The following is a 12,441-nucleotide window of genomic DNA, read 5'->3' on the forward strand; positions in this document are numbered from 1 at the left end:
AAACATAATGTGATCAACGTTGCACGTCGAGGCGATATCCGAGCCCGCGCACAGTCACCACGACGCACGGATCCGAGGGGTCGCGCTCGATCTTCGTTCGCAGTCTGCGCATATGGACGTCTACAATGCGCTCGTCGCCGAAAAATCCGTCGTCCCACACACGTTCGAGTAGCAGGGCGCGGCTGAGCACGCGGCCTGGTGATTCGGCGAGTTCGCAGAGGAGTCGAAATTCGGTGATCGTCAGACGAATTTCCTCGTCGCCGCGGCGTACCGCGCCGCCGTCTTTGTCGAGGACGAGCGGCGCGCCCGGATACGCGTCGAGCACCATTTCTCGTGGCACTTCGCGTTCGGCGGCCAATCGCGCCCTGCGGCGCAGTGCGCGCATACGCGCGGAGATTTCCTTGATTTCGAAGGGCTTGGTGACGAAATCGTCGGCGCCCGCCTCGAGCGCGGCGACCACGTCGTGCGTGTCGTCACGCGAGCTGATCACGATGATCGGGACGTCGTGGTCGCGGCGGATCTCCCGGATGCAGTCGAAGCCGTCCATGCCGCCGAGCATCAGTTCCACGATCATCACGTCCGGGGCGCCGTTGCTGCGCAGATGCGTCAGCGCGTCCTCGGCTTCGTTCGCCTCGGCGACGTCGTAGCCTTCGTCCTCCATGGCCATCCGCAGCGCGCCGCGGATCTGGTCGTCGTCGTCAACGATCATCAGGTTCGCGCTCAAGACCTCATCCCTTGCAGACAGGCGGAAGCGCGGCGTGATGCGGAAATCGCATGCCCAGACGACGCGACAGTCCGCTTCGAGCAGCTTGCCGACCACACGAATACCCGTACCGACCGCTCGGTAAACATCGGGTGGCCCGAGGGGTGCCGCTCCATTCGAGTACCCACCCTTACCCGCGGGCGCGGCGATGGCAAATCGTCAGTGATCCTCGCCACGTCGTTCCCGCGGCGTGAACCGGCCGAACAGCGCCGTCGGGACCGCTTTCGCGCTGTTTGCCCGCTGCACTGCCGGGTAGCTGACCGGTATGGGCTTATCGGTGCGCAAAATCGTGTTCAACCCCCTGGTCTCCTCGGTCGCGGGCACGGCGGTCGACGTCGCACGATCCGGGGCGGGGCTCGCCTTCGACACGGGCATGAAAGCCGCCACCGTCCCGATCCGCGTCGCCGAGACCGGTGTGCGCGCCGCCGTCGCTGGCGCGGAGTTGATGCTCCCCGACGCCGCGGGCCACCTGCGCGACGATCTGGCCGACTTGGTCGACCCGCACACCGGCCGAACTCACCGCCGGATCGCGGTGACCGAGGACCGCGCGACCGTCGAGGTGCGCGGCCTGACCGACGCGGACAACCCGGCCATCACCAAGGCACTCGCCAAGCGACTCGACCGGCTGCGCGCGGTGCGCTGGTGGGAGGTCAACGCGGTCACCGGACGGGTGGTCGCGGCGCTGGCCAACGGCGCGGCGGATCTGCCCGCGCTGCTCGCCGAGGTGGAACGAACCGAGCGCGAGACCGCGGTCGCCGACCGGGAGTGGAACCGCCGCGCCGAGTTCCCGTCGGATCGAGAACCCTTGCTGGTGGCCGGGATTCAGGTCGCCGGGGATCTGTTCGCGATGGCCGTCGCGACCACGAGCTGGCTGCTGCCGGTCAAGCCGCCGGTGCGCGTGCTGCGCTCGGTGGCCGCGTTCACCGACGCCCAGCCGCGGCTGCGGCGCGCGCTGGAAGATCGATTGGGCCGTCCGAGAACGGATCTGGTGCTCAGCACCGCGACGGCGATCGGCAACGCGGTCGGCAACACGCCCGCGGCGGGCATGGCGAATCTGTTCGTCGACACGGTGCAGCGGACCATGGTGCTGACCGAGGTCGTGGCACGGCGCGCTCAGTGGCGCGACTGGGAGTGCGAACTCACCAACCATGAGGCGCTGGCCGTCGACGAGCCGTTGCCGGAGCACTCCAGGCCCGTCGATCTGCCGCGCGGACCGGTGGAGCGGGTCGCCGACGAGGCCTCGGCGGGCGCGCTGCTCAGCGCGGCCGCGTTCGGCGCGTCCCGGCGCGGGGGCGCGGCGACGGAGGCGCTCGAGCTCGGCGCGCCCAAGGCCGCCCGCGCGACGCGGGAGGCCTTCGCCGCGGCTGTCTCGACGACCCTGTCGCGCGCGGGCGTGCTGACCCTGGAACCGGTCGTGTGGCGTCGATTGGATCGCCTCACCGCGGTGGTGGTGGACGGCGAATCCTTGCTCACCTCGCGCCGCCTGGTGCTCGCGGCCGAGGCCATCGACCCGCGCTGGCGGGACCCGCGCAGGCGTCGGCGGCGGAAGAGCGCCGACCGGACGGACAGCTCGTCCGATACCGCGGGGCGAGTGTCGACCAACGGGTCGAGGCCCAGGCACGACGAACTCGATGAGCAGGTGAAGGCCGACGAGGAGCGGGCCGCGGCCCACGTGTGGAGCGCCGCACAGCGCCTGCTGCGGTCCGTGGACGGCTCGGACGACGAAGCGGGCCCTGGTGATGTGCACGGGTTGCGCTTGGTCCAGCCCAAGAGCGGAGCGCCGGATCGCGGCGTCACGGTGCGCCCGGTCTGGCGCGAGCTGCGCGACGGCGACCGGCCGGTCGGCCGGGTCCTGATCGGGCGCGAGCTGGACCGTCGCGCGCACGCCGTGCTCGGCGCCGCGCGCACCGCGGGCCTGCGGGTGACGCTGGTCGGCGGCGAGGACGTCGCGGAATTGCGCTCCCTCGCCGACGAATTCGTCTCCGCAGGGGTGTCGATGAGCAAGCTGGTGAACGGCGCGCAGCAGGACGGTCACGTCGTCGCGGTGCTGAGTCCGCGCGCGCACAAGGCGCTGGCCTGGGCTGACGTGGCGATCGGTGTCTGCGCGGGCGACTGCGAGTCGATGCGGCCGCCGTGGAGTGCCGACCTGATGTGCCGCGATCTGAGCCAGGCCCAGCGGGTGCTTGCCGCAGTGGTCCCGGCCAGGCAGGCCAGCGAGCGCGGCCGCGCGCTGGCGCTGTCGGCGTGCGCGCTCGGCGGACTGCTGTTGGCGACCGGTCCTGCGCGGCGCGGACGCAGCTCGCCGATGGTCACCGCGCACTTCGTCGGCCTGGTCAACGGTGCGTTCGCGGGGTGGCAGGCCGTGCGCGGCGAGCCGCGCACCACCCTGGCGCCGCTGCTGCCGTGGAACGCGCTCGAACCCGACGAGGTGCTCTCCCGGCTACCGGAGCCGCAGGCGCTGGACGCGCGGGTCAGCGAGGCATCGCGCACGCCCGCGCTGCTCGCGCCCTTCGCGTCGGTGATCTCGTTCGCCGGGCAGCTTCGCCGTGAGCTGGCCGACCCGCTCACGCCCATCCTCGGTGTCGGCGCGGTCGCCACCGCCATCCTCGGCTCCCCCTCCGACGCCTTGCTGCTCTCCTCGGTGCTGACCGTGAACGCGTTGGTCTCCGCGCGGCAACGGCAGAAGGCGGAGAACGCGCTGCACCAGCTGATCGCCGAAGAAGAGGTGACCGCCCGGCTGCTGGATCGCGCCGTGGTCGGCGAGGGCGGCACCGAGCCGGACGCCGACGCCGACGAGCGGATCGTGCCCGCCCACCGGCTCGTCATCGGTGATGTCGTCGCGCTGCGGGCGGGCGACGTGGTGCCCGCCGACGCGCGCCTGCTCTGGGTGGACGACTTGGAGATGGACGAATCCGGATTGACCGGCGAATCGGTCACCGTCGAGAAGCAGCTGGCCGCGACGCCGGGCGCCGAGCTGGGTGACCGGGCGTGCATGGTGTTCGAGGGCAGCACGGTGGTGACCGGCGAGGCCTGCGCCGTCGTCGTCGCCGTCGGCGCCGACACGCAGGCCGGGCGCGCGACCGCGGGCGCGGTGCCGCCCGAAAAGGGCGGTGTCCAAGCGCAATTGCGGCGGCTGACCGAACGGGTGCTGCCGCTGACCCTGGCGGGCGGCAGCGCTGTGACGGCGCTGGGCGGTCTGCGCGGACAGCCGCTGCGCGTCGCGATCGCCGACGGCGTCGGCGTGGCCGTCGCCGCGGTGCCGGAAGGGCTGCCGCTGGTCGCCACCGTCGCGCAGCTGGCCGCCGCACGCAGGCTGTCCCGGTACGGCGTGCTGGTGCGGGCCAGCCGCACCGTCGAGGCGCTCGGCCGCGTCGACACGCTGTGCTTCGACAAGACCGGGACGCTCACTGAAGGCCGATTGCGGCTGACCACCCTCGCCGACCTGGATCAGCAGTGGTCGCACGACGCCGAGGTCTACAACGCGCGTCGACTGCTGCGCGCCGCCGCGCGAGCCTGCCCCGACCCGGAAGACGGTCCGGTGCTGCACGCCACCGATCGCGCGGTCCTCGATGCCGCCGACGTACTCGGCGACGACGACCAGTGGGACCCGATCGAGGAGATACCGTTCGAGTCCAATCGCGGCTACGCCGCCGCGCTCGGGCACACCACCCGCAGGCTGCGCCTCGTGGTCAAGGGCGCCCCCGAGGTGGTGCTGCCTCGGTGCACGAGGGTGCGCACGGGCGATCAGGACAAGCAGAACCTCACCGACGACCATCGGGAGCGCGCCCACGCGGTGGTGCGTGATCTGGCCGAACAGGGCCTGCGGGTGCTGGTGGTGGCCCGCCGCGACCTGGCCGAGAAGCCGGCGGACGTCGAGGAGGCGGTCGGTGAGCTCACCCTGCTCGGCTTCCTCGGGTTGGCCGACACGCCGCGCCCGCAGACGCTTCCGCTCGTGAAGGCGTTGCGCGAGAACGGCATCGGCATCCGCATGATCACCGGCGATCACCCGGTGACCGCGGCGGCCGTCGCGCGCCAGCTCGGCATCGACGCGGAGTCGGTGACCACCGGCGCCGATCTGGACCGCCTCGACGAGACCGAACAGACGAAGCTGATCGAGCAGACCACGGTGTTCGCCAGGGTCGCCCCCGAGCAGAAGGTGCGCATCGTCGCCGCGCTGCGCCGCGCGGGGCATGTCGTCGGCATGACCGGCGACGGCAGCAACGACGCGGCCGCGATCCGCAGCGCCGACGTCGGAATCGGTTTGGCCGCACACGGTTCCGCCGCCGCCCGCAACGCCGCCGACCTGGTGCTCACCGAACCCGACCCGACCGCGCTGCTGCACGCGCTCGTGGAAGGACGCGGCATGTGGCAGCGGATCAACGACGCCGTCGGCGTGCTGGTCGGCGGCAACGCGGGCGAGGTCGCGTTCACGTTGTACGGCACCGCCGTCAGCGGACACGCACCGCTCGGCACCCGCCAGTTCCTGCTGGTGAACATGCTCACCGACATGTTCCCCGCGCTGGCGCTCGCGCTCTCCCCCGGCCGTGCGGAGGAGGACGCCACCGATCCCGAAGAGCGCGCCAGGCAATTGTCCGAGATCCCGCCCGCGCGACTCGGGCCGGAGCTGGCGCACACGATCGCGGTCCGCGGCATCACCACCGCGGCGGGCGCGGCGACCGCCTGGACCATCGGCCGCTACACCGGGTCGCACCGGCGGGCCGCCACCATCGGTCTTGTCGCGCTGATCGGCACCCAGCTCGGGCAGACACTGGTCTCCGGACACCGCAGCCCGATGGTCTGGGTGACCACCGCGGCCAGCGGCGTGGTGCTCGGCGCCGTGGTCATGACGCCGGGAGTCTGCGGCTACTTCGGCTGCACCCCGCTCGGTCCGTTCGGCTGGACCATCGCGGCGACGACCGCCGCCGCGGCCACCGCGGGCTCGGTGGTGCTCCCCCGCTTCCTGCCGTCACCGGCGGCGACGGACTGACTCCAGACGCGAGAAGATCGGCGCGGCACAGCTGCCGCGCCGATCGCTCGGTCGTTTCCGGTCAGGACTCCTCGGGCCCCGTGGTGAGCGGGGGCTGGTCCGGAACGACGTCCGGTTCCTCGGCGTCGAGACGCTCGCCGATCGACTCACCTTGGCGCTGCTCGGCGGGCGATTGGGCGTAGCGTTCGGCGCCGGACCACGCGTCGGGCGGGTCCATCGCCTGCTCGAGCGGGTCGGCGCCGAGTTCGTCCTCGTCTAGCTGTTCGGTGGTGGACGGAATCTGATCGGTCCACGTCGTGTCGTCCAGCGGCTCCTCGCCTGTCGGTTCGGTCATGCTCGCAGGGTTGCCGCTGCCGAGCCGCCGAAACGGGCTCAGCGGTCCTCGCGGCGCGGCCGCTCCAGCCGGTTGAAATTGCTCGGTGAGCCGTCGGCCCGTTGCTCCTGGTAGAGGAAACGCAGCCGCCGGTCGTCGAAGGTCTCGAACCACTCGTCCCAGCCGACCTGGCGCAGCACCGCCCCGCCGTAGCCGGGGAAGTCGAAGCGCAGCACGCCGAGGCGGCCGTTGTACTCGCTGCCCGGCATGGTGGCGGGTCGAGCACCGCGCTCCTCGGCCCACCGCCTGATCACCTCGTGATTGCGCGTGATCAGGGTGCGGCCCGCTCGGTCCGGCCGCTGCGTCGGCGACGTGATCTCCTGTGCCTGCTGCAGCGACCTCGAATGCCCCGGTCCGGTGTACGGAGTCCGGGTGGCGGGTCGTCGTTGATCGTCCATGACGACTCCCTCTGCGCCCTCGTATCTCTTTGTCCGGTTGCTCCACCACATACCCGAACCGGGTCGTCGGCAAACGAGAGTGAGGCGTACGCCGCATCCGATTCGTCCCGTGCTGGGTGGGTATCCGGCTCGGTGACCGGCCCGCCTCCGCCGCGCGATGCTCGGCGCCGCGGGTCACCACCGAGGAGATGTCGCATGGACGACCACACGCCACAGCCGATACCCGATCCCATCCCGCCGAACCCGCAGCCCGACCCGGTGCCGACGCCACCCGAGCCGGAACCGATTCCGAATCCGGATCCCGCGCCGCATCCGTTCCCGCCGCCGTTCCCGCCCGATCCGGGACCCTCGCCGCTGCCGCCGGAACCCGATCCGAGCCCGTCGCACCCGTTCCCGCCCGAACCGGAGCGGCCGACGCCGCCGGTGCCAGGCCCGGACCCGCGCGAACCCGGTACTCCGCCGTTGCCTGGCCCAGGTCGTCCGACGCCAGGACCCGAACCGACGCCCGGTCGTCCGACACCGTGCCCCGAGCCCACACCCGGTCGTCCGACACCGGGACCGGATCCCGCGCCTCCACCGCCGAATCCGGTGTGAGCCCCGCGGGCGCTGCGTCAGCAGCCGGTCGTTGGGGGCGCTTCGTGAGTGCGTCCCGGGAGCGCCTTGCCGATCGCTCGGTCCGGCGCCGAGTCGATGAGCTGCGGACGTCGTGCTTATGAGCCATCGGCGCCGTGCACCTAGGAGCGGCCGGCCGCGGCGCCGATGAGCGGCGGGCGCCGCGCGACTCAGTCGCGCAGCGCTTCCTCGCGCAACCAGCGCAGCGTCTTGGCCAGGATCCGGGAAACGTGCATCTGGGAGACGCCGAGGACATCGGCGATCTGCGTCTGGGTCTTGCCCTCGAAGAAGCGCATGACGAGCACCTGCCGCTCGCGATCGGGCAGGTCGGAGATGAGCGGTTTGACCGCCATGAAGTCCTCCACGAGGTGGTAGGACGGTTCGTCGGCGCCGAGGCTTTCCAACAGGGGAAGCGGCGCGCTGTCGATGTCGTCGCCTGCGACGGCGTCGATGGACGACGATTGGTAGGCATTGCCCGCGATCAGGGCCTGGGTGACCTCGACCAGATCGACGTCGAGTTCGTCGGCGATTTCCCTGGCGCGCGGCATCCTGCCGAGCCGTTGCGAGAGCGCCTCGACCGTCGCGCCGATGCTGAGCTGAATCTCCTTGGTGCGCCGCGGCACCCGCACGGCCCAGGTGTTGTCCCGGAAGTGCCTGCGGACCTCGCCCATGATGGTCGGCACCGCGAACGCCAGGAACGACGAGCCGCGGCTGACGTCGAACCGGTCGGCGGCCTGCACCAAGCCGAGGCGCGCGACCTGCAACAGGTCGTCGAAGATCTCACCGCGCCCGGAGAACTTGCGCGCGATGTGCTCGGCCAGCGGCAGGCACCGCCCGATCAGCTCTTCGCGGAGGGCTGCGCGGCGCGGGTCGTCGGGGCCGAGGGCGGCGATCTTCTCGAAGAGCGGCTCGATGTTGTCGTAGCTGTCGCCCGCCGATTTCGATTCACCCGCCATCGGCGCCCCCTCGCACCCAGGTGAAGTCGACAACCGTCGGATAACCCGACAGCGCTCCGTCGTAGGGCTCCTGCTGCGCCGCGATCGATTCGGTGAGGGTGCGCACGATGTGCCATCCGAAACCGGCCTGTTCCACTACCGATTCGGTCGTGGCCACCGAGGAGACGTGCACGAACATGCGGTTCTCGTCGTAGGTGAAAGCGCAGTCGATGTTCGAGCCAGGCACCGCGTCCAGGATCAGCGCGGTGGCGACCTCGTCCAGCGCGAGGCGGATGTCGGTCACTTCATCGATGGCGAAATCCGCGATGAGGGCTACGGTTTCGGCGAGCGCGCGGAGCATCGTCAGCTGCTCGAGGCGCGCGGGCACGCGCACCCCGATGGTCGTCGTTTCCGTAGAGGACTGAGAGGTCCACTCCCCCATAACCCATCACCACCTTGTTTCGCGCGGCCGATCCGTCAGGCTACCGCGCAACAATCACCAAGCACCTCGAGGTCAGGCGACCGCGGCGTCCCTCATCGTTGCGCTTACCCGTCGGACACGAACTGAAACGTCGGCAATCAGCCGACGCGGGTACCCACCCTACCGCCGCACCCTTTCGTGGGCGGTCAGCAACAGGTGATCGAATTCCGTGCGCAGCCCGACGGCGACCCGCGTCGTGGCGCGCATGTCGGCGATCAGCTGGGCGGCGAGCGCGCGCAATTTCACGTTGGTTTCCTGGGAACGCCAGCTCAGCACGCGGAAAGCCTGTTCCGCGCTGATGCCGTACACCAGCATCAGCGCGCCCTTGGCCTGTTCGATGACCGCGCGCGCCTCGTACAACTCCGGCAGCGTGTCGTCCAGCGTCTCCTGCCGGTGCTCCTCGAGCGTCTCGGTGACGTCGATGTAGTAGCCGGCGGTGCCGACGACCTCGTCCGCCTCGTCGGTCATCCGGTCGGCCACCACGATCATGTGGTGCACCGTGCCCCTGGTGTCGATGATCCGGTGCCTGCTGGAGAACGGCTCCCCGGTCTCGATGGAGTTGGCCAATGCCGTGGCGACCTGCTCACGGTCGTCGGGATGCTTGTGCGAGAGCAACAGTTTCGTCGTGGGCCGCACCGTCCCCGGCGAGTACCCGTGCATCAACGCCACCTCGTCCGACCACTCCCACCGCTGGTCCGCGAACCAGAAACGGAAACTGCCGACATTCTGCGGCGTTCCCATACCGATCACCCGGTTCAGCACGAACGCGTCCTCGGGTGGAACCGACCCACTCTCCGTCACACGGCAAGTATCCGTCCTCGCCGGGTGAGCGGCGAGCAGATCGATGTGGTCGAGGACTATCGGCCTCACGCGTCCAAAGCGGCTCGCATGGAGGGGTATCGGAAGAACAACGAGCGAACGCCCGCGACCTCGAGCGCCCGTTCGATCTCGGCCCGACCTGCCACGACACGCAGGTCGACGCCCGCGCACGCGGCTCGTTGCCGGAGCGCGCCCAACGTGCTCGCGGTCCGGATGCTGAGGAACCTGGCGGCGCGCAGATCGACGACCACGGTCTGGCAACGCGCCTGTGTCGCGCGTTCGACCGTTTCCTCGAATCGGTCGTGTACGAGCGCGTCGATTTCGCCCTCGACACGGACCACGACGCACCGTCGGCGCCGGTCGACCCGCTGCGACCACATGCGGCCCTCGTGCTGCGAGTGCGCGCCACTTGGACCGGCACTCGGATCGACTCCATCGATGCGGTGCCTGGGCAGAGCGGCATCAACTGGCATGGCATTCCTCCCTTGGCAAAGGGATGTCCGGCTCGGTGCGATCGGCTCGGTCGACGGACGTGCGCCGTCGATGGGAGGGGCACGGTGGAATGATCGCCCGTTGTCGGGGGTACGCGGTGCGTTCAGCCGCCGCGTGCCGGGTCTGTCAGCCACCTGGGGGCGCGCTCGGAGTTCGTCCCAGCGCGCCCGCCGATCGGCATCGATCGGCCGTTGCCGTCACGCTCCCGTCCGAATGATCGCGGTGGCCCGTCGTCTGGGCCGACCGCGTCGAACCGGGTTCGGCTGTAGTCTCAACCTCCCTACAGTCTGGCACGTCCGCCCTGCGGTGTCAGGGACTTGTCTCAGGCAGGCACCGCGGCGGTCGCCCGACGCCAGGTGCGATGCCTGGCCAGCGCGTCGGCGAAGGCGTCCACGAAATCCCCAGGTAGCGAGCCGCCGCTCGACTCGGTGGTGACCACGCCCTGTTCGATGCCGAGCCCGCCGTCCGGTGGCGTCTCGGGGACGATTCCGGAGATGCGCAGCACCGAGACGCCTGCGCCGAAAGCGGCGACGGCCTTCGCGTGCTTGAACGCCTCCAGCACGAAATGCACCGCGGAACCGTTGCGCGCCAACGTCTCCGCCGCGCCGGGACCGCCGGGGACGACGACGCCGTCGTAGAGCACCGAGGCGGCGGTGGCCAGCGATCGGTCGACGTCGAGCTGGTCGCCGTCGGACCCGTCGCCCCTGACCCGTCCGCCGTGCAGGCCGAGCACCTCGACGATCGCGCCGCGTTCGGTCAGCACCGTGCGCAGCGCGCGGACCCCGGCCGCGTCGACGCCGTCGGCGGCAAGCACCGCGATCTTGCGGGTCTGGATCGTGTCCATCGCGGTGTTGGCCTGGGACAGCGCCGGCGAGACGAAGGCGTCGGAGGTGTCGGTGTCGGACTCGGGAGCGGAAATGCCGAGCTTCCCCGCGACTCGCACCGCCAGATCGGTGTCGATGCGGACCAGGTGCTCCACGACCCGCTCGCGGATCTCCGGCCGGTCCACCTTGCCCAGCTCGAAGGCGAACGCGTCGACGATGTGCTCGGCCTCGGGCGGGGACATGCTGCGCCAGAACATCCTCGGCTGCCGGTAGTACTCCTTGAAGCTCTCCGCGCGCTTGCGCTGCGCTTCGCCGTCGATCCGTTGCGAATAGTGTTGGTAGGCACCGGAATCGGCCAGGAACGGGCATCCGCCGCCGATGCTGTTCTTGGTGTACGAGGCGGGTCCGACCGGGATGGCGTGCTGGCCGTAGCCGTCCTGCTGGTGATTGCGGACCTCGGCCACCGGCCGGTTGATCGGCAGCTGGGCGAAATTGGGGCCGCCGAGCCGGATCAACTGGGTGTCCAGGTAGGAGAAGTTGCGCAGCTGCAGCAGCGGATCGTTGGTGAAGTCGATGCCGGGTACCAGGTTCGCGGTATGGAAGGCGACCTGTTCGGTCTCGGCGAAGAAGTTGTTCGGGTTGCGATCGAGCACCATGCGACCTACCGGCCGGACCGGCACCTGCTCCTCGGGAATGATCTTGGTCGCGTCGAGCAGATCGAAATCGAAGTCGAACTCGCGCTCCTCCGGCACCAGCTGCACACCGAGTTCCCACTCGGGATACTGGCCCGCTTCGATGCAGTCCCAGAGATCGCGGCGATTGAAATCGGGATCGCGCCCGGCGATCTGCTGGCACTCGTCCCACACCAGCGAGTGCACGCCGAGCTTCGGCTTCCAGTGGAACTTGACGAAGGTGCCTTTCCCCTGCGCGTTCACCAGCCGGAAGGTGTGCACGCCGAAGCCTTGCATCATCCGGTAGCTGCGCGGCAGTGCCCGGTCCGACATCAGCCACATGATGGCGTGCAGGGTCTCCGGTTGCAGCGACACGAAGTCCCACAGGGTGTCGTGCGCCGAGGCGGCCTGCGGAATCTCGTTGTGCGGCTCGGGTTTCACCGCGTGCACGAAGTCGGGGAACTTGATGCCGTCCTGGATGAAGAACACCGGGAAGTTGTTGCCGACCAGGTCGAAATTGCCCTGGGCCGTATAGAACTTCGTCGCGAATCCGCGCACGTCGCGGACCGTGTCCGCGGACCCGCGGGATCCGGCGACGGTGGAGAACCGCACGAAGACCGGGGTGCGCACGCCCGGATCGGTGAGGAAGGGCGCCGCCGTGACGTCGGCCAGCGCGTTGTCGTAGGGCTGGAAGTAGCCGTAGGCGCCCGCGCCGCGGGCGTGCACCACGCGTTCGGGGATGCGCTCGTGATCGAAGTGGGTGATCTTCTCCCGCGCGTGGAAGTCGTCCATCAGGGTGGGGCCGCGCTCCCCCGCGGCCAGCGCGTCGTCGGTGCTCTCGACGCGCACGCCTTGCTGGGTCGTCAGGTAGCCGCGCTCTCGATCGACACGGTGCGCGTCCAGCTGTCGCTGTTTGGGATCGGCACCGGATCCGCCGACGCCGTTGTCCGATCGCTCGTTCACTGGCTTCCTCCTGCCTGCCGTCAATCGCTCTCGTCCGGCCGACTGCCCGCATTCGGTGCAGGTAAACCGAGCTCATCCGGACGTTTCCGGCCGGAAACCCCGTGCCGCGCCGTTTGCGCGCCA

At 70.2% G+C, this 12,441-nt stretch carries 10 protein-coding genes; 2 read left to right on the plus strand and 8 right to left on the minus strand.

The features are described from left to right. Positions 1–13: 13 nt before the first annotated feature. Positions 14–724 carry a response regulator transcription factor gene (locus NAM01S_RS00350; protein ID WP_067778301.1) on the minus strand — a complete coding sequence of 237 codons (711 nt, stop codon included), beginning with the start codon at positions 722–724 and terminating at the stop codon, positions 14–16. A 316-nt stretch (positions 725–1,040) separates the two neighbouring features. Between NAM01S_RS00350 and NAM01S_RS00355 the strand changes: the two genes are divergently transcribed. Beyond that, the gene (locus NAM01S_RS00355) at positions 1,041–5,750 is read left to right on the plus strand and encodes a cation-translocating P-type ATPase (RefSeq protein WP_084482212.1); all 4,710 of its coding nucleotides are present in this window, start codon (positions 1,041–1,043) and stop codon (positions 5,748–5,750) included. Between the two features lie 61 nt (positions 5,751–5,811). Here NAM01S_RS00355 and NAM01S_RS00360 read toward each other — a convergent pair whose 3' ends face one another. Then, on the minus strand, positions 5,812–6,084 hold the full coding sequence (locus tag NAM01S_RS00360) for a hypothetical protein (protein ID WP_218018311.1): 273 nt from the start codon (positions 6,082–6,084) through the stop codon (positions 5,812–5,814). Between the two features lie 38 nt (positions 6,085–6,122). Then, a complete protein-coding gene (locus tag NAM01S_RS00365) occupies positions 6,123–6,521 on the minus strand; it encodes a hypothetical protein (RefSeq protein ID WP_067777990.1) in 399 nt (132 codons plus the stop codon). 195 nt (positions 6,522–6,716) lie between these two features. On the opposite strand from NAM01S_RS00365, the gene NAM01S_RS34650 reads away from it, so the two are divergent. Then, positions 6,717–7,115 (plus strand): hypothetical protein, encoded by a 399-nt coding sequence (locus tag NAM01S_RS34650; protein ID WP_157107526.1) that lies wholly within the window; start codon positions 6,717–6,719, stop codon positions 7,113–7,115. Between the two features lie 188 nt (positions 7,116–7,303). Here the strand turns inward: NAM01S_RS34650 and NAM01S_RS00370 are convergent, their stop codons facing one another. From NAM01S_RS00370 to NAM01S_RS00390, 5 genes are all read right to left on the minus strand, one after another. Continuing rightward, the gene (locus NAM01S_RS00370; protein ID WP_067777991.1) at positions 7,304–8,089 is read right to left on the minus strand and encodes an RNA polymerase sigma factor SigF; all 786 of its coding nucleotides are present in this window, start codon (positions 8,087–8,089) and stop codon (positions 7,304–7,306) included. Further along, on the minus strand, positions 8,079–8,510 hold the full coding sequence (locus NAM01S_RS00375) for an ATP-binding protein (protein WP_067777992.1): 432 nt from the start codon (positions 8,508–8,510) through the stop codon (positions 8,079–8,081). Before NAM01S_RS00375 ends, NAM01S_RS00370 begins: the two co-directional genes overlap by 11 nt. 159 nt (positions 8,511–8,669) lie before the next feature. Next, positions 8,670–9,350: a PAS and ANTAR domain-containing protein gene (locus NAM01S_RS00380; protein ID WP_067778303.1), complete on the minus strand. Its 681-nt coding sequence runs from the start codon at positions 9,348–9,350 to the stop codon at positions 8,670–8,672. 65 nt (positions 9,351–9,415) lie between these two features. Then, positions 9,416–9,841: an STAS domain-containing protein gene (locus tag NAM01S_RS00385; RefSeq protein WP_067777993.1), complete on the minus strand. Its 426-nt coding sequence runs from the start codon at positions 9,839–9,841 to the stop codon at positions 9,416–9,418. 341 nt (positions 9,842–10,182) lie between these two features. Further along, positions 10,183–12,318, minus strand: coding sequence for a catalase (locus tag NAM01S_RS00390; protein ID WP_067777994.1), 2,136 nt, complete (start codon positions 12,316–12,318; stop codon positions 10,183–10,185). Between the last annotated feature and the right edge of the window lie 123 nt (positions 12,319–12,441).

The sequence above is a fragment of the Nocardia amikacinitolerans NBRC 108937 genome, from assembly GCF_001612615.1.
GTDB classification, from domain to species: domain Bacteria; phylum Actinomycetota; class Actinomycetes; order Mycobacteriales; family Mycobacteriaceae; genus Nocardia; species Nocardia amikacinitolerans.

What these genes read in the sequence shown, in the direction of transcription:
- NAM01S_RS00360 (WP_218018311.1), bottom strand. Translation starts at nt 6,084, where the DNA reads ATGACCGAACCGACAGGCGAGGAGCCGCTGGACGACACGACGTGGACC.
- NAM01S_RS00365 (WP_067777990.1), bottom strand. Translation starts at nt 6,521, where the DNA reads ATGGACGATCAACGACGACCCGCCACCCGGACTCCGTACACCGGACCG.
- NAM01S_RS34650 (WP_157107526.1), top strand. Translation starts at nt 6,717, where the DNA reads ATGGACGACCACACGCCACAGCCGATACCCGATCCCATCCCGCCGAAC.
- NAM01S_RS00370 (WP_067777991.1), bottom strand. Translation starts at nt 8,089, where the DNA reads ATGGCGGGTGAATCGAAATCGGCGGGCGACAGCTACGACAACATCGAG.
- NAM01S_RS00375 (WP_067777992.1), bottom strand. Translation starts at nt 8,510, where the DNA reads ATGGGGGAGTGGACCTCTCAGTCCTCTACGGAAACGACGACCATCGGG.
- NAM01S_RS00385 (WP_067777993.1), bottom strand. Translation starts at nt 9,841, where the DNA reads ATGCCAGTTGATGCCGCTCTGCCCAGGCACCGCATCGATGGAGTCGAT.